Here is a 15453-nt window from a genome sequence, read left to right as displayed (position 1 = left end):
CGTTCGGTCGCGGGACGGGCGGACTCAGGCGGCGGGTTCGCTGCGGAACCGGGCCGGTCGACCGTCGATGCGCATCAGCTTCCAGATGCGCCGGGACACCGGGTTCATCAGGTCGGCCTCCTCGGCGAGCATCCGCACGTCGGCGAAGAGGTCCTTGAGCAGCTTGCGGGACTCGGCGTCGCGCCAGTAGATGTCCTTGATGACCTCGCGCGGGATGCCGACCGCGTCGGTCACCTCCTTGCTCGGGACCATGATCACGTCGCACAGGGTGCGCATGATCAACGGGTACATCACCGACAGGAAGGCGCGCCGCGGCCGGCTCAGTCTCGCGGTGCGGTGGGTGATGAACTGGTGCGCGAAGCCGATGTGACGGGCCTCCTCGGCCACGTGGATCTGCATGATCCGCTGCAGCAGCGGGTGCATGTCGTTGCCGGCGCGCAGCACCGACTTCTGCAGGTGGTCGATCGGCTCCTCACCCGCGAGGATGCCGGCGAAGAAGATCTCCGGCAGCACCGGAGCAGCCAGGGGAAGCAGCGGCGCCACCGCGCGGAACCACTTCGGGCCGCCGGGAACGTCGAGGCCGGTGCGATTCACGAACTCCTGGAACATCTGGGTGTGGTGGCACTCCTCGGTCGCCTCGTGCGTCGAGTAGCGGAACTCGGGGTTGCCGTTCTTCAGGAAGAAGACGTGCCACATGATGCCGCCGATGAGGACCTGCTCGAACTGGAGCCCGACCTTGGTGATGTTGGCCTGACGCCAGAGGCCGATCTCGATCTGGCGCTCCCTGGGCAGCGACTTGTACCACTCATGGCGGCCGAGCGGGTCGACCTCGGGAAGGATCCACCGCGGGTCGTCGTGATGGATCGCGTAGTCGGGGTTGTCCCAGTCGATGTCGACGAAGGCATCGAAGTGCCGGTTCACCGACGCCTCCGAAAGGGTCGCCAAGGTCTCTTCGTAGCTCTGGGTCACGGCCATCTCGCACCTCATCCTGGAACGGCATTGCGGTCAACCACGACTTTAATGTGACGTGGAGTCACATGTAAATAGATATCTGTGACGCGATGTCTCAGATACCTGCCGACCCGTCGCCAGTTCTGATCGACCCGTCGCCAGTTCTCGGCCTCGATCCGAGCCACTACGGTTCCCCTATGACCCTTCCTGCACCCGCGTCCGACCGGACCGCGGTCGTCACCGGAGCCTCGTCCGGAATCGGCGAACAGATCGCCCGACAGCTCTCCGCCCGGGGCCACCACGTCACCCTCGTCGCGCGTTCGACGAGCCGGCTGGAGGCGCTCGCCGAGGAGCTGCGGTCCGCCGGCGGCGAGGCATCGGTGCTGACTCTCGACCTGGCGGACCGGGACGGCCGCGCCGGCCTGGCCGGACGGATCGACGCGGAGGGGCTCGTTCCCGAGATCCTGGTCAACAACGCCGGGCTCTCCACCCTCGGTCCGGTCAGCGCCTCCGACCCCGAGGCCGAGCTGAACCTGGTCGAGGTCGACGTGGCCAGCGTGGTCGACCTGTGCAGCCGCTTCCTCCCCGGCATGGTCGCCCGCGGCCGCGGCGCCGTACTCAACGTGGCCTCGACCGCGGCCTTCCAGCCGCTCCCGGGGCAGGCGGCGTACGGCGCCAGCAAGGCGTTCGTGCTGTCCTACACCCAGAGCCTGGCCGGTGAGCTGCGCGGCAGTGGCGTGACCGCGACCGCACTGTGCCCGGGCCCGGTGCACACCGGCTTCGGCGAGCGCGCCGGCTTCGTCCGCGAGGACGCCGAGGCGGCCCTTCCCGCGGTGATGTGGGTCGACGCCGAAGAGGTCGCCCGGGTCGCGGTGGAGGCCATGGACCGTGGCCGCCTGGTCGCGATCCCCGGCAAGGTCAACCGGGTGGCGTCGGTGTTCGCACAGATGGCACCGCGCTCCCTGCTGCTCCCCGTGCTGGCCAGGAACCACCCCGGCCTGCGCTGAGCCATGATGCCGAGACGCGCCTGCGCGTCGGGCCCTCAGCCCTTCGGAGGGAGAGTGCGGGCGTAGCCGACGCCGTGCTCGAGCCAGCCATCGAGGGCGTCTGCGGAGTCGAGGACCGAGGGGTCGACGGTGATCCACCCGTTCATGGGGCGGCCCTTCATCTCCATGCGATCCGCCCCCTGCTCCGTCACGAGTGCATCGGTCTCGGAGGGGTCGACCCGCAGCATCAGCGCGCCCTGGCGGCGGCCATGTTGCCGTGGACCAGGAACGCCAGGCCGCCGAACATGCGCTTCTCCGTCAGCCCGACCTCGCCCTCGAGTGCCTGCCTGATGCGCTCGGCCATCTCCTCGTCGTAGGCCATGGCCTTCCCTCCGTCGGCGTCACGCCGAAGATAGCGCTGGGCACGGACAGATGACCAGAGCCGCAGGGCAGCCGCTAGCCTGCGGTGCGTGTCGATGCTGAGGAACGTGCTGAGTCCCGCCCTCCACGCGCTGCACCGCGCCGTCGAGTGGGTCGGCGAGATCACGCCGGGCACACGGGCCGCGTCCCGGTTCGCACACTTCGGGGAGAAGAGCCTGATCGCCTTCCCGCACGCGACGATCCTCGGCGAGCGGGGCATCCATGTCGGCAGCGAGGTCCTGATCGGGCGGCACTGCACGCTCGCCCTCGGCTACGGTCCCGGCGACCATCCTCTTCCCGAGCGCGGCCTGGTGATCGGCGACCGTTGCGTCATCGGCGCGAGCAGCACCCTCACCGCCCACGAGAGCATCGTGCTGGGTGACGACGTGTGGTTCGGCCAGTCGGTCTTCGTCTCCGACGCCAGCCACGGCTACCAGGACCCCGAGGCGCCGATCGGACACCAGCTCGGCCAGCACCAGCCGGTCTCGATCGGCTCCGGCTCCTGGATCGGCCACGGCGCCGTGATCCTGCCGGGCACGACGATCGGACGCAACGTCGTGGTCGGCGCGGGCTCCGTGGTGCGTGGCGACGTTCCCGATCACTGCGTCGTGGCCGGTGTGCCCGCCCGCGTCGTACGCCGTCTCGAGCCGGGTGTCGGGTGGGTCGGGAGCCGGCCGGACGACGTGCGCCCGATCTGGTCGACCGAGGAGATCGCCCGGTTGCTGGGCGGCGGTTCGGACACCGGCAGCTGACGCTCAGTGCGTCGTGAGGCGGCCGATGACCCGAGCCACCTCCTCGCGCACCAAGGTCAGGGGCTCGTCTCGCTGCACGGCGATCTCCTGGTCCGTGTGTCCCTCGAGCACGAGCACGAGGCTCTCGTTCTCTCGTGGAGTGAGCGGCGGGTCGAGGCGTTCCGCACGAGCACGCAGGCGATCGGCGACGCGCTCCGTGTCGGCGTGATCGCGCAGCGACCTCCCTGCGCCGACCCGGCGCACCGCGTCGATGATGTCGCCGCTGCCGGCCAGCTTGACGAGTGCCCCGGCCGCGCCCGCGAGGACTGAGAGCGTCAGCGCCTCCTCATCACCGGCCGACGTCAGCAGCATTGCCTTGATCGACGGATCGTGGGCGCGGACGTCGCGACACACCTGGACGCCGGTGCCGTCGGGCAGTTGTACGTCGAGCAGCACCACGTCCGGCCGCAGCTCGAGGATCCTGAGGGTTGCCTGCTCGGCCGACCCCGAGTCGCCGACGACGGTGATGTCACGCTTTGTCAGCAGGTCGCGGAGGCCGCGACGCACGATGTCGTGATCGTCCACGACGAAGACCCGTAGGTCCCGGGGCACGTACCCGCTCATGTCTACGGTTCTACACCGCTTGTGCGTCACGGCGCATCCACCACGACCCACGTCCGTCGGCATGCGGCTCCCGCGAGACATTCCAGTCCCGTCTGCGCGGCCCTAGAGTGGGAGCATCCCCGTGGAGGCGCGATGGACCCGTTGGCAGCGACCCAGACCAAAGGCGCGGGCGACCGCGGCCCGAGAAGCGCCGAGGCACCGGGGGCTGCGGTCCTGGCCGCCCTCGTCCGCGCCTCGGCGCTCGGGATCGGCCTTCTCGATGCCGACCGGCGATGGCTGTACGTCAACCCGGCAGGTTGCCGGATCCTCGGCGCCGGTGCCGATGAGCTGACCGGCCACCGCTCCCCCTTCGTTCCCGTGGACCAGACCGACCGCACCGCGGCGGCGAACGGGACCGCGAGCAGGTTCGTCGACGGTGTCGGCGACGGCGAGCTGACCTTGGAGTACGTCGAGAACGGGTTCATCGACGGCCGCGGGCTGCGGATCGCGGTGATGTTCCGGGATGTCTCCGAGGCACGGCGACAGGAACGGAGGTTGGCCGCGTTCGCCCGGACCGCCTCCAGCTTGGCGTACGCCGAGTCCCTGCAGCAGGTGCTGGACCGGATCGCGGGTGAGGTGCTCCCACCGACGGGCTCGGTGGCCTGCGCGATCGTGCTGATCGATCCACGGACGCGTGCCTTCCGAAGTGCCGGGACGGCCGGGCACCGCGCCGACTACCTGGCCAACATCGAGAAGTGCCGCCGGTTGGGTGCCCCTCTGGGAACCCTCGAGGCGTTCGAGGAGCGTCGCCCCGCGGTTCGGCGTGACCTGCAGCTGCTGCTCCACGACCCCCGCTACGCGCCGATGCACGAGACGATCGCGGAGGCTGAATGGGGCTCGGTCGTGGTGGTTCCACTGGTCGCCCGCAACGAGGAGGTCGGAGTGCTCAGTGCTTTCTACCCCACTGCGCATGAGCCCACGGACGCCGACACGAGCTTCCTGGCCGCGATGGCCGACAAGGTCGCGATCGCGGTCGACAACGTGCAGCTGCTCGGCGACGTCGAAGGCAAGGCCGCACTGGAGGAGCGACACCGGCTGGCTCGCGAGCTGCACGACTCGGTGTCGCAGGCACTGTTCTCGATGAGCCTGACCGCCCGCGCCGTCCAGCTGGCGGCGCAGGAGTCCGGCGCCGACCCGGACGGACCCGTGTCGCGAGGCGTGGGGCAACTCCTCGAGCTCACCCAGGGCGCGCTGGCCGAGATGCGCGCGCTGATCTTCCAGCTCCGCCCGGAGGCGTTGCACGAGGAAGGGCTGACCGCTGCGGTGCGCAAGCATGCTGCTGCGGTCGCGGCCCGGGAGGGACTCGACGTGCGCGTGCACGCCGAGGAGGACCGATTGCCCCTGGAGGAGGTGGCGGAGGAGGAGCTCCTGCGGGTCGTCCAGGAGGCGGTCCACAACTGCGTCAAGCACGCCCACCCCCACCACGTCGACATTCGGCTGGCCGAGGTCCCAGACGACCCGGGCAGCCTGATGGTGGAGATCGAGGACGACGGCGACGGGTTCGTGCCCGATGCCCCGCATCCGGGGCACCTCGGCCTCGACACCATGCGGGAACGGGCCGAGCGCCTCGGCGGCCGCCTCGAGGTCGAGAGCTCGACCGCCGGGTCCCGGGTCCGGGCGGTGCTGCCGGGCGTCCTGCACCCGGTCCGTTCCTCCGAAGCGACGGACAGCACGGATGAGGCCTCCACACGGATGCGGCCATGACCGACGAGTCCGACCGGGCGGCCATCAGGGTGTTCCTGGTCGACGACCACAGCGTCGTACGCCGCGGCATGCGCGCCTTCCTGGACATGCTCCCCGACATGGAGGTGATCGGCGAGGCCGCGGACGGACAGGCGGCGCTTGACGAGCTGGCAGCCCTCGACAAGGCCGAGAAGCTGCCCGATGTCGTGCTCATGGACCTGCTCATGCCCCGGCTCGACGGAGTCGCCGCCACGTCGGCCATCACGCAGCGACACCCCGCCGTACAGGTCGTGGCGCTCACCAGCTTCAGCGAGACCGAGCGCGTCCACGCAGCCCTGGAGGCCGGCGCCGCCGGCTACCTGCTCAAGGACGCCGAGCCGGACGAGCTGGCTGCCGCGATCCGGGCTGCCCGGGACGGCGAGGTGCACCTCGACCCTTTGGTGGCCCGCAAGCTCACCCAGCTCCTGGTCGCCCCCGGTCCCACCTCGAGCGCCCTCACCGCAAGGGAACGAGACGTCCTCGTGCTGGTTGCCCGCGGCAGCTCCAACCGGGAGATCGCGGACGCCCTGGTGATCAGTGAACGCACGGCGCGCACCCACGTCAGCAACGTGCTCGTCAAGCTCGGTCTTGCCTCGCGCACGCAGGCCGCCCTGTGGGCGATCAGGGAGGGGCTTGTCCCTGCGCCCTGACGATCGCCCAGGACAATTGTCGCGCGCGAACCGCGTCGAATGCCTCTCGCCCATCGGGTGCGCCCCAGCTTGACTTGGACCAGGAACCCGCACCTGGAAGGGAGCCCGAGGTGGTCCGACGTCGAGGCGAGCCCATCCGCGTGCTGATCGCCGACGACGACCACCGTGTCCGCACCGCGCTGTCGGCACTCCTCGGCGGTGCAGCTGGTTTCGACATCGTCGACGCGTCCGCGACTACCGAAGCCGCACTGGCCGCGGCCAGGCAGCACCGACCGTCGGTCGCGCTCATCGACATCCTTCTCCCGGAGTTGAGCGACGGTCTCGGACTCCTCCGCGCGATCACCGACGATCTCCACATCCCAACCGTCGCCATGAGCATCGACGGCGGGCTGAGAGGCGGCGCGCTCGCCGCCGGCGCCACCCAGTTCTTCGACAAGGACGGCACGCCAGACCTGCTCCTCGCCGCACTGCGCGCCGTCGCTTCGTAGCCTGCCCGGGCCGGCGTCCGACTACGCGAGAGTGCCCTGGACGGACCCGTCTCCACGGGAAGGGCGCACCCGACCCGGGTTCCTCTCGGTTCGCGCTGGCAACACCGACCGAGTGCGGGCGTTGAGCGACGCATCGACGGTGAGATCGCCGGCATGGTCGACGTCGCGACGCAGGCCGGACCAGGCCGGGAGACCGATCTCCACGGCTCCTCCAGCTCGATGAGCCAGCAGCGACCCTTCGCCGTACGACGGCAGCAGTTCGTGGCCCGCCCTGGCGGTCAGGAGCGTGGTGCCCCGACCGGTTCGATCGCCCACACACGCGACGGGAACGGCTCCGGCGCGGTCCAGGGCGTTGTCCAGCTCGGAGGACCGGAGGTAGGGCAGGTCTCCCGGCAGGACGGCCAGGTCGCGGCCCGGATCTGCGGAACGCAGCTGATCGGCGCCGAACCGGATGGCCTCGTTGAGGCCCGGACCTTCGGCGACCCTCACCCTCACTCCGGGCAGGTCGAACGACTCGACGTCGTCGGCGGTGTCGCAGACCACCAGGACACCGGCCACGGCGGAGGCGTTCACCACCGCGCAGAGGGTGTCCCGGGCCATCACGATGGCGAGCTGGCGTCGCTCCCCCGGCTCACCACCGAGTCGCGACTTGCCGTGACGGGTGTCCTTCATCGGGACGATCACCCACCACTTCACGGGCGTGTGCGGGGCCATGGTCAGTGACCGATCCCGACGACGGCCAGGCCGGAGCGGACCTTGTAGCGCTTGTTGATCGAGATGAGGACAGCGGTGAGCGGTTCGAGCTGGCGGGCCAGCCGGAGCATGCCCGCGTCGACGCCCGGCTTGCCGGTCACCGTGCTGGCAAGCTCGATGACCGCGGCCTTGGACTCGGCGTCGTCGCCGCAGACCAGGACGTCCTCGTGGTCGAGCAGGTCGGCCTCACTGACCAGGGAGACCGCGGAGAGGTGGTGGAACGCACCGACCACACGAGCATCCGGCAGGAGCCCTTGGGCGGTCTCGGCCGCGGACGTCGGCCCGAGGTCGAGGCCGTAGGGTCCACGCTTGTCGAAGCCGAGCGGGTTGACGCAGCTGATCACGACCTTGCCTGCCAGCTGCGGGGCCAGCGACGCCACGAGATCGTCGTGGCCGTCGAACGGGATGGCGAGCAGCACCAGGTCGGCTGCTTCCGCGGCCTTCTCGTTCGCGGCGCCGTTGACCGACCCATTGCCGGAGATCCGTCCGGCCAGATCGGTGGCCGCCTCGACCGCGCGTTCCTCCGAGCGGGAACCGAGGATGACGTCGTGGCCACCCTTGGCGAACCGGTAGCCGAGTCCCTTGCCCTGGGGACCGGTGCCTCCGATGATCGCGATGGTGCTCATGTGGTTTCTCCTTCAGGCGTTGATGATGATCAGGCGTTGACGGTGAGCGGCAGTTGCCGGCGCAGCGACTCGTCGAAGGACGCCGCAGCCTGCACCCGCTCCTCGCAGACCGGGCCGTAAGTGGTGGACCGCTGGCGGGCCGGACGGCCGATGCCGGCGGCCAGGTCGTTCAGCTCCCGCACCGACTTCAATGAGCCGTTCTGGGCACCGGCCATCCGGCTGATGGTCTCCTCCATCAGCGTGCCGCCCACGTCGTTGGCGCCACCGGTGAGCATCAGGCGGGTGCCGTGCTCGCCGAGCTTCACCCAACTGGTCTGGATGTTGTCGATGCGGCCGTGGAGAAGCAGTCGGGCCATCGCATGGACGACCCGGTTCTCCTGCTCGGTGGCGCCGGCGCGGGCCTTTCCGGCGAGGTAGATCGGTGAGCTCTGGTGCACGAACGGCAACCCGACGAACTCGGTGAACCCGCCGGTCCGGTCCTGCATCTCGCGCAGGACCTTGAGGTGACCCAGCCAGTGCCTCGGTTCGTCGACGTGGCCGTACATCATCGTCGACGACGAGCGCAGCCCCACCTCGTGCGCGGTTTCCACGATCTCGATCCAGGTGGCGGCGGGCAGCTTGCCCTTGGTCAGCACCCACCGCACCTCGTCATCGAGGATCTCCGCCGCGGTGCCGGGGATCGAGTCGACCCCGGCCTCCTTGGCCGCGACCAGGAACTCCCGGAACGACAACCCGGTGCGGGCCGCGCCGTTGAGGATCTCCATGGGCGAGTAGGCGTGCAGGTGGATGTCGGGGACCCGGCGCTTGATCTCGCGGGCCAGCTCGAAGTACGCCGTCCCGGGCAGCTCCGGATGGATCCCGCCCTGCATGCAGATCTCGGTCGCGCCGACCGCCCAGGCCTCCTCGGCCCGCTTGCCGACCTCGTCCAGGGACAGGGTGAACGCGTCGGCATCCGTACGGCGCTGCGCGAACGCACAGAACCGACAGCCGGTGTAGCAGACGTTGGTGAAGTTGATGTTGCGGTTCACCACATACGTCACGTCGTCACCGACCACGGCTCGACGTACGTCGTCGGCCAGGCGACACAGTGCCTCCAGTGCAGGCCCCTCGGCCTGGAACAGCAGCATCGCCTCGGTGTCGGTGAGACCGGCCGGGTCGCGTTCGGCAGAGCGCAGGGCAGCCGCGACGTCACCATCCAGGCGGGCCGGGACCGTGTGCAGGGAGGCGTCCTGCAGGGCGTCCCAGTCGCCGTACACCTGGTCGAAGTCGTCTCGACGGTCATGGGTCCGGCCGGTCGTGTCGATGCTCCGGTGCAGGTCGGTGCGGCCCGAGCTGGTCCAGTCGAGATCCGGCTCCTGCCACGGCAGACCCACCGGCACAGCCGACTCGAGTGCCAGGCCACGTGCATCGGCCAATCCGTCGACGTGGTGGCGCAGGCGCGGGTCCAACCACGGCTCACCCCGCAGCACGAACTCCGGGTAGATGGTCAGTCGCTCACGCAGCTCGAAGCCCTGCTCCGCGGTGCGCAGGGCGAGCTCGTCGATCTGTGGCCACGGCCGTTCGGGGTTCACGTGGTCCGCGGTCAAGGGTGAGACACCACCCCAGTCATCGATGCCGGCCCGCAGCAGCAGCGCGAACTGGTCGTCGATCAGGTTCGGCGGCGCCTGGATCCGCATCGACGGACCGAGCACGACACGGGCCACCGCCACGGTCGCCGCCAGCTCCGCCAGCTCGGCGTCATCCTCGTGGGCCATCGCCGTGTCCGGCTTGGCGCGGAAGTTCTGCACGATGACTTCCTGGATGTTGCCGTACTGCCGCGCAATCCCGCGCAGCGCGAAGATCGCGTCGGCGCGTTCGGCGAACGTCTCGCCGATGCCGATCAGCACACCCGTGGTGAAGGGCACCGACGAGCGGCCGGCATCCTCGAGCGCCCTCAGCCGGACGGCCGGCTCCTTGTCCGGCGAGCCGTAGTGGCACCCACCGGGCTCGGACCACAGCCGCGTCGCGGTGGTCTCCAGCATCATCCCCATCGACGGGGACACCGGCTTGAGCCGCTGGAGGTCCTCCCACCCCAGCACGCCGGGGTTCAGATGGGGAAGGAGACCGGTCTCCTCGAGGATCCGGATCGCGACCGCCCGCACATAGGCCAGGGTCGAGTCGTACCCGTTGGCGTCGAGCCACTCGGCCGCGGCCGGCCAGCGCTCCTCGGGCCGGTCTCCCAACGTGATCAGGGCTTCCTTGCAACCCAGTGCCGCACCCTCGCGGGCGATCGCCAGCACCTCGTCCATCGACAGGAAGGGCGCCGGCACCTTCTTCGGGGTGGTCGCGAACGTGCAGTAGTGGCAGCGGTCCCGGCACAGCCGGGTCAGCGGGATGAACACCTTGCGGGAGTAGGTGATCACTCCAGCCCGGCCGGCCTGGTCGAGCCCGACGTCACGAACGTGGCCGGCGATCTCGCACAGTGCGTCCAGGTCCTCCCCACGCGCCTGCAACAACACCGACGCCTCCTCGGGGTTCAGGGTCACCGCCTGGCGGGCACGGTGCAGCGCACGCCGCATCTCCGCCGAGGTCGCTGCCGTCCCCGTGGTCATGCGCCGAACCTCGCCGTTCCGCCCTTGAGCACGACGGTGTCGCCCACGAGGGCGTCGAAGTGGACCACGCCGTCGGCCTCCCCGGACTCGACACGCAGCTCGTCGCCGGGCAGCACAGGTGAGGCCAGCCGGACCTCCAGCTCACGCAGGTCGGCGGGGTGTGCGCCCACCTGACCGGCGACGATCCGCGCGGCGATGCCCAGGGTGCACAGGCCGTGCAGGATCGGCCGGTCGAACCCGTTCGCGGTCGCGACCTCGGGGTCGACGTGCACCGGGTGCCGGTCGCCGGTCAGTCGGTAGAGCGCGGCCAGGTCCGACCTGGTCGCGAACGTGTCGCTCGCGTTCCGATCGACCGGTGCGGCAGCGGGGGCAGAGGGTCCGCGGTCTCCGCCCCACCCACCGAGGCCGGGCAGGAAGATGTTGTACGTCGCGGAGAACACCGACGAGCTCACCTCGATCTCGACGACGGCGGCCTTGCCCTTGTCGAGAACGCCGGCGATGCGCCCGGTCATCGGGATCTCCCCGCAGGCCGGCATCTCGCCGTGCACGACAAGCTTCTGCGAGGCATGCAGTGACCGCTTCGGGTCGTAGGCGCCGAGACGGCCGGCCGACTCCACGGCCCACAGGCCCAGCGCACAGGCGTACGTCGGCAGGGTGCGCAGGTCGCGCTCGTAGACGAGGTCGAGGTCGGTCGCCGAGGCACCGACCGAGAGCGCGTAGAGGATCGCGGCCGTGTCGTCGTACGACGCGGTGTGCGAGCCCAGTTCGGTGCCGGCGAGATCGGCAAGGGTAAGGGTGGGAATGTTCATCGGTAGGCCGCCGTCCCGGTGATCGCGTGGCCGAGGGCCAGCGTGTGGATCTCGTTCGTGCCCTCGTAGGTGTAGACCGACTCGAGGTTGTTCATGTGCCGGATCACCGGGTACTCCAGGGTGATGCCGTTCGCGCCGAGGCTGTTGCGTGCCTCGCGGGCGACGTCCATGGCCTGCCGCACGTTGTCGAGCTTGCCGAAGCTGACCTGCGCCGGCGTCAACGTGCCGGCGTCCTTGAGTCGCCCCAGATGAAGGGCCACCAGGGTCGAGCGGTTGACGCTGACCAGCATCTCCACGAGCTTGCGCTGGACCAGCTGGAAGCCGGCGATGGGCTTGCCGAACTGCTCACGGGAGAGGCTGTAGTCCAGAGCCGCCTCGTAGCAGGCACGGCCGGCCCCGACGGCGCCGAACAGGATCCCGAAGCGGGCCTCGTTCAGGCACGACAGGGGCCCGCGCAGGCCGGTGACACCGGGCAGCACCGCGGTCTGGGGCAGCCGCACGTCCTCGAGCACGATCTCGCCGGTCACCGACGCCCGCAGCGATGCCTTCTTGTGGATGGTGTTGACCGTGAAGCCCGGAGTGCCGGTCGGGACGATGAACCCCCGGATGCCGTCGTCGGTCCTCGCCCAGATGACCGCGACGTCCGCGATCGGTGCGTTCGTGATCCACATCTTGGTGCCGTTGAGCACCCAGTCGGTGCCGTCACGACGGGCCTGGGTCTTCATGCTGCCGGGGTCCGAGCCCGAGTCGGGCTCGGTGAGCCCGAAGCAGCCGATGATCTCGCCGGCGGCCATGCCCGGAAGCCAGGCTTCCTTCTGCTCCTCCGACCCGTAGGCGTGGATCGGGAACATCGCCAGGGATCCCTGCACCGACACGAAGCTGCGGAAGCCGGAGTCCCCGGCTTCGAGCTCGAGGCAGGCCAGGCCGTAGCTGACCGCGTTCGTTCCGGCACAGTCGTAGCCCTCGAGGTGCATGCCGAGCAGACCGAGGCCGCCCATCTCCTTGGCCAGCTCCCGTGGGAAGACGCCTTGGTCGTACCAGTCGCCGATCTCGGGAAGGACCCGGTTGACCACGAAGCTGCGGACGGTCTGCTGGATGGCGCGTTCCTCGTGGTCGATGAGCGTGTCGAGGTCGAGGAAGTCGCGCGGGTTGTCGGCGCGCTTGAGGTTGGTGGCGTCACTCATGCTGTCCTTCTTTCGTGAGGTGCTTGCTGCGGGCCCGGGCGACCGCGGATGCGCGCTCCGGGGATCCGAGCAGGGCGAGACGGGATGACTGCCATTCCACGGGGTCGAACGTGCCCGCGTCGTGGCTGTTGAGCACGGCCTTCGTCGCGGCGACTGCGGCCAGGTGCTCGGTGGTGGTGGCGCCCAGGAGTGCCTCCGCGGTCGCGACAGCCGTGCCCTTCGCCACGACCTGGGAGACCAGACCTGCCGCCCGGGCCGAGTCGTGGTCGAAGCGTTCGCCGAGCAGCAGCAGCCGGCGTACGGCGTCGCGCGGGTAGGCGTCACAGAGCCGGCCGAGTGACTCCGGGTTGTACAGCAGTCCGAGTCGTACGGCGGGCACCTGGAGGTAGCTGCCCTCCGCGGCCACCCGCAGGTCGCAGGAGAGGGCCAGGTCGGCGGCTGCTCCCAGGCACGGGCCCTCGAGTGCGGCCACGACGGCGACCGGCGCTGCGCGGATCGCGCGAGAAGCTGCTGCGACGGCCTCGTCGTAACCCACGTCGTCCGTGGTCCCGGTGATCTCCCGGAAGTCTGCGCCGGCACTGAAGACGTCACCGTTGCCGTGCAGCACGACACCTGTGACGTCGCACGCGAGTGTGGTGAAGGCCGTCGTGAGCGAATCGAGCACGGACAGCGACAGGGCATTGCGCCGTTCGGGCGCGTCGATGACGACGTGTTGGACCCGCCCGGTCATGTCAGGCCCCGACCCGGGCCGACGACCACCGCTCGACGAGTCGGGTGCGGTCGAACTCGACCGCCTGCTCGAGCTGCTCGGAGATGTTGAGCAGCAGCTGTTCGGTGCCAGCCCGGGTGACCAGCTGGGCGCCGACGGGAAGCCCGTCGACCAGGCCGCACGGCAGTGAGGCGGCGGGAACGCCCGCCACGTTGAAGGGCACCGCGAACGGGAACGCCCCCCAGAGCTGGTCGACCTCGTGTCCGTCGATCGTGGCGGGCCTCTCCCCCAAGGGGAAGGCCGGTACGGCGACGGCGGGAGTCAGCACCACGTCGTAGGTCGTGAGCAGGTCGTCGATCCGCTGGCGGAACACCGGCAGCAGCTCGTTGGCCCGCAGTGCGGCCGACGGGTCGAGGGAGAGCGCGGCCCGCAGCGCCGACCGCTCGTAGCGGGTGAGCTGGTCGGCATGCTGGGCCAGCAGATGCCCGCGCTCACGGTGCTCGTCGTCGAGGACCAGCGGACCGAACACGTCGTTCCAGCCGTCGACCGGGAGGTCGATCTCGGTGACGTGGTGTCCGAGGGTCTCGAGGATGTGCGCAGTCTTCGCGATGACCCCCGCGACTCCGGGATCGACCGGGCGCCCCTCGGGGTGGGCGCAGTAGCCGATCCGGAGCCCGGTGCGGGGCACCGCCGGCAGGAACGTGCGGCCCGCCAGGACGCCCAGCATGGTGCGTGCGTCGGCCACTGTGTTGGTCATCGGGCCGGCGCTGACGAAGTCGGTCATTGCGCGGAAGCCACGTTCGTCGCTCACCACGCCGGCGCTGGGCTTGAGGCCGTAGAGGCCGGCGAAGGCCGCGGGGATGCGGATCGACCCGCCGCCGTCCGACCCGACCGCGAGGGTCGAGAGGCCGGCCGCCACCGAGGCTGCGGCTCCGCCGCTGGAACCACCCGGTGTCCGTGTGGTGTCCCACGGATTCGCCGTGTCGGGGCCGAGCAGGTTGTCGGTCGTGGCCGACTGGCCGAACTCGGCGGTGTTGGTCTTGCCGGTGAACACTGCCCCGGCCGCGCGCAGTCGCCGGACCACACCGGAGTCGGTCTTGGCCACCTGGTCGCGATGGACGAGCGAGCCGAGGGTGGTCACCACACCTTCGATGTGGAAGGCGTCCTTGATCGACACCGGCACCCCGGTCAGCGGGGCCAGCGGCCCGCCGTCGGCGTACCGTCTCTCCGCCTCCGAAGCCTGTGCCAGGGCCAGGTCACGAGTGACCTCGACGAACGCGTTCAACTCGACGTCGTACCTGTCGATGCGGTCGAGGAACGTGGTGGTCACCTCGACCGGGCTCACCGTGCCCCGGCGGTACGCCGAGACCAGCTCGGCCGCCGACCACCGGCAGAAGTCCTCGTCAGCCATGGGGGTGGACCCCGCCGCTGACGCCGTAGACCTCTCCGGTGATGTAGCCGGCCTGGTCGGAGACCAGGAAGGCCACGAGGTTGGCGATGTCGTCAGGCTGCCCGATCCGGCCCAGCTTCGACTTGTCCTGCAGGTAGCCGTCGAAGAACTCGTCAGGGTAGATCTTGCGCAGGAAGTCGTTGTAGATCAGCCCTGGTGTGATCGCGTTGACCCGCACACCGTGCTTGCCGTTCTCCGCCGCGGCGACCCGGGTGAGTGCGTTGACGCCCGCCTTGGCCGCGGAGTACGCCGCCCCGTGCTCGGCCGTCGTCTCGTAGGCGGCGATCGAGCTGATGTTCACGATCGCGCCTGAGCCGGCTTCGATCATGTGGGGCAGTGCGTGCCGCATGCCGAGGAAGGTGCCGGTCAGGTCGACGTCGAGGCAGCGCTGCCAGGTCTCGAGCGACATCTGGGCGACGGGCTCGATCTTCGACCAGCCGGCGTTGTTGACGAGCACGTCCAGGCGACCGCGTTCGGCGACCACCGTGTTCATGCACTGCTCGATCGCTGCCGCATCGGTGACGTCGAGCGGGATGGCCAGGAACGGTCGTCCGTGCTCGCCGGCCAGCTCGTCAGCGAGCTCCTTGCACCTGCGCTCGTGCGCATCGGTGACGACCACGTCGAATCCGTCGGCGGCCAGCCGTCGGGTGATGGCTGCGCCGATTCCGGCGCCGGCGGCAGCGGTGACGACGGCGACCTTGTGCTCGGTCATGGTGCTCT

At 70.0% G+C, this 15453-nt stretch carries 17 protein-coding genes; 5 read left to right on the top strand and 12 right to left on the bottom strand.

Going from position 1 to position 15453, the window contains the following annotated elements; all coding sequences use genetic code 11:
- Positions 1–24: 24 nt before the first annotated feature.
- Positions 25–975, bottom strand: a complete 951-nt coding sequence (locus ASD30_RS20365; protein WP_082564040.1) for an AurF N-oxygenase family protein — start codon at positions 973–975, stop codon at positions 25–27.
- Between the two features lie 173 nt (positions 976–1148).
- Between ASD30_RS20365 and ASD30_RS20360 the strand changes: the two genes are divergently transcribed.
- Positions 1149–1958, top strand: coding sequence for an SDR family NAD(P)-dependent oxidoreductase (locus tag ASD30_RS20360; RefSeq protein WP_056686264.1), 810 nt, complete (start codon positions 1149–1151; stop codon positions 1956–1958).
- 35 nt (positions 1959–1993) lie between these two features.
- On the opposite strand, the gene ASD30_RS27280 is transcribed toward ASD30_RS20360, so the two are convergent.
- Entirely contained in the window at positions 1994–2185 is a 192-nt protein-coding gene (locus tag ASD30_RS27280) for a hypothetical protein (protein ID WP_200951202.1), read from the bottom strand.
- Positions 2185–2319, bottom strand: coding sequence for a TfoX/Sxy family protein (locus ASD30_RS27660; RefSeq protein WP_235532644.1), 135 nt, complete (start codon positions 2317–2319; stop codon positions 2185–2187). The genes ASD30_RS27280 and ASD30_RS27660 overlap by 1 nt, the downstream gene beginning before the upstream one ends.
- A gap of 94 nt (positions 2320–2413) precedes the next feature.
- Here ASD30_RS27660 and ASD30_RS27860 point away from each other — a divergent pair, with 94 nt between their 5' ends.
- Positions 2414–3109, top strand: a complete 696-nt coding sequence (locus ASD30_RS27860; protein WP_056686777.1) for an acyltransferase — start codon at positions 2414–2416, stop codon at positions 3107–3109.
- Positions 3110–3112: 3 nt separating this feature from the next.
- Here ASD30_RS27860 and ASD30_RS20345 read toward each other — a convergent pair whose 3' ends face one another.
- The gene (locus ASD30_RS20345) at positions 3113–3712 is read right to left on the bottom strand and encodes a response regulator transcription factor (RefSeq protein WP_056686262.1); all 600 of its coding nucleotides are present in this window, start codon (positions 3710–3712) and stop codon (positions 3113–3115) included.
- 132 nt (positions 3713–3844) lie between these two features.
- Here ASD30_RS20345 and ASD30_RS20340 point away from each other — a divergent pair, with 132 nt between their 5' ends.
- From ASD30_RS20340 to ASD30_RS20330, 3 genes are all read left to right on the top strand, one after another.
- Complete coding sequence (locus tag ASD30_RS20340) at positions 3845–5455, top strand: GAF domain-containing sensor histidine kinase (RefSeq protein ID WP_056686260.1); 1611 nt, start codon at positions 3845–3847, stop codon at positions 5453–5455.
- Entirely contained in the window at positions 5452–6123 is a 672-nt protein-coding gene (locus ASD30_RS20335; protein WP_056686257.1) for a response regulator, read from the top strand. The genes ASD30_RS20340 and ASD30_RS20335 overlap by 4 nt, the downstream gene beginning before the upstream one ends.
- 110 nt (positions 6124–6233) lie before the next feature.
- Positions 6234–6611, top strand: a complete 378-nt coding sequence (locus ASD30_RS20330) for a response regulator (protein WP_056686254.1) — start codon at positions 6234–6236, stop codon at positions 6609–6611.
- Positions 6612–6632: 21 nt separating this feature from the next.
- On the opposite strand, the gene cofC is transcribed toward ASD30_RS20330, so the two are convergent.
- The 8 genes from cofC to ASD30_RS20290 are packed head-to-tail and all read right to left on the bottom strand — an operon-like array spanning position 6633 to position 15445.
- Entirely contained in the window at positions 6633–7325 is a 693-nt protein-coding gene (cofC, locus tag ASD30_RS20325; RefSeq protein WP_056686251.1) for a 2-phospho-L-lactate guanylyltransferase, read from the bottom strand.
- 2 nt (positions 7326–7327) lie between these two features.
- Positions 7328–7990 carry an NADPH-dependent F420 reductase gene (gene npdG, locus ASD30_RS20320; RefSeq protein WP_056686248.1) on the bottom strand — a complete coding sequence of 221 codons (663 nt, stop codon included), beginning with the start codon at positions 7988–7990 and terminating at the stop codon, positions 7328–7330.
- Between the two features lie 29 nt (positions 7991–8019).
- Positions 8020–10581 carry a bifunctional FO biosynthesis protein CofGH gene (locus tag ASD30_RS20315; RefSeq protein WP_082564038.1) on the bottom strand — a complete coding sequence of 854 codons (2562 nt, stop codon included), beginning with the start codon at positions 10579–10581 and terminating at the stop codon, positions 8020–8022.
- Positions 10578–11390: a MaoC/PaaZ C-terminal domain-containing protein gene (locus ASD30_RS20310; protein WP_056686246.1), complete on the bottom strand. Its 813-nt coding sequence runs from the start codon at positions 11388–11390 to the stop codon at positions 10578–10580. Before ASD30_RS20310 ends, ASD30_RS20315 begins: the two co-directional genes overlap by 4 nt.
- Positions 11387–12574, bottom strand: a complete 1188-nt coding sequence (locus ASD30_RS20305) for an acyl-CoA dehydrogenase family protein (protein ID WP_056686243.1) — start codon at positions 12572–12574, stop codon at positions 11387–11389. The genes ASD30_RS20310 and ASD30_RS20305 overlap by 4 nt, the downstream gene beginning before the upstream one ends.
- Positions 12567–13304, bottom strand: coding sequence for an enoyl-CoA hydratase/isomerase family protein (locus tag ASD30_RS20300; protein WP_056686241.1), 738 nt, complete (start codon positions 13302–13304; stop codon positions 12567–12569). Before ASD30_RS20300 ends, ASD30_RS20305 begins: the two co-directional genes overlap by 8 nt.
- A gap of 1 nt (position 13305) precedes the next feature.
- The gene (locus tag ASD30_RS20295; protein WP_056686238.1) at positions 13306–14694 is read right to left on the bottom strand and encodes an amidase; all 1389 of its coding nucleotides are present in this window, start codon (positions 14692–14694) and stop codon (positions 13306–13308) included.
- Positions 14687–15445, bottom strand: coding sequence for an SDR family NAD(P)-dependent oxidoreductase (locus ASD30_RS20290; protein WP_056686235.1), 759 nt, complete (start codon positions 15443–15445; stop codon positions 14687–14689). The genes ASD30_RS20295 and ASD30_RS20290 overlap by 8 nt, the downstream gene beginning before the upstream one ends.
- Between the last annotated feature and the right edge of the window lie 8 nt (positions 15446–15453).

The sequence above is a fragment of the Nocardioides sp. Root140 genome (assembly GCF_001426745.1).
GTDB lineage: Bacteria > Actinomycetota > Actinomycetes > Propionibacteriales > Nocardioidaceae > Nocardioides.
Note: the sequence above shows the minus strand (reverse complement) of the source record. Positions and strands in the feature narration are given on the sequence as shown.

Bases quoted from the DNA above. Each gene is read 5' to 3' on its own strand.
- ASD30_RS20310 (WP_056686246.1), bottom strand. From the start codon at position 11,390: ATGAACATTCCCACCCTTACCCTTGCCGATCTCGCCGGCACCGAACTG.
- ASD30_RS20365 (WP_082564040.1), bottom strand. From the start codon at position 975: ATGGCCGTGACCCAGAGCTACGAAGAGACCTTGGCGACCCTTTCGGAG.
- ASD30_RS20300 (WP_056686241.1), bottom strand. From the start codon at position 13,304: ATGACCGGGCGGGTCCAACACGTCGTCATCGACGCGCCCGAACGGCGC.
- ASD30_RS27660 (WP_235532644.1), bottom strand. From the start codon at position 2,319: ATGGCCTACGACGAGGAGATGGCCGAGCGCATCAGGCAGGCACTCGAG.
- ASD30_RS20345 (WP_056686262.1), bottom strand. From the start codon at position 3,712: ATGAGCGGGTACGTGCCCCGGGACCTACGGGTCTTCGTCGTGGACGAT.
- ASD30_RS20340 (WP_056686260.1), top strand. From the start codon at position 3,845: ATGGACCCGTTGGCAGCGACCCAGACCAAAGGCGCGGGCGACCGCGGC.
- ASD30_RS20295 (WP_056686238.1), bottom strand. From the start codon at position 14,694: ATGGCTGACGAGGACTTCTGCCGGTGGTCGGCGGCCGAGCTGGTCTCG.
- ASD30_RS27280 (WP_200951202.1), bottom strand. From the start codon at position 2,185: ATGCTGCGGGTCGACCCCTCCGAGACCGATGCACTCGTGACGGAGCAG.
- ASD30_RS20305 (WP_056686243.1), bottom strand. From the start codon at position 12,574: ATGAGTGACGCCACCAACCTCAAGCGCGCCGACAACCCGCGCGACTTC.
- ASD30_RS20315 (WP_082564038.1), bottom strand. From the start codon at position 10,581: ATGACCACGGGGACGGCAGCGACCTCGGCGGAGATGCGGCGTGCGCTG.
- ASD30_RS27860 (WP_056686777.1), top strand. From the start codon at position 2,414: ATGCTGAGGAACGTGCTGAGTCCCGCCCTCCACGCGCTGCACCGCGCC.
- ASD30_RS20290 (WP_056686235.1), bottom strand. From the start codon at position 15,445: ATGACCGAGCACAAGGTCGCCGTCGTCACCGCTGCCGCCGGCGCCGGA.
- ASD30_RS20360 (WP_056686264.1), top strand. From the start codon at position 1,149: ATGACCCTTCCTGCACCCGCGTCCGACCGGACCGCGGTCGTCACCGGA.
- cofC (WP_056686251.1), bottom strand. From the start codon at position 7,325: ATGGCCCCGCACACGCCCGTGAAGTGGTGGGTGATCGTCCCGATGAAG.
- ASD30_RS20335 (WP_056686257.1), top strand. From the start codon at position 5,452: ATGACCGACGAGTCCGACCGGGCGGCCATCAGGGTGTTCCTGGTCGAC.
- npdG (WP_056686248.1), bottom strand. From the start codon at position 7,990: ATGAGCACCATCGCGATCATCGGAGGCACCGGTCCCCAGGGCAAGGGA.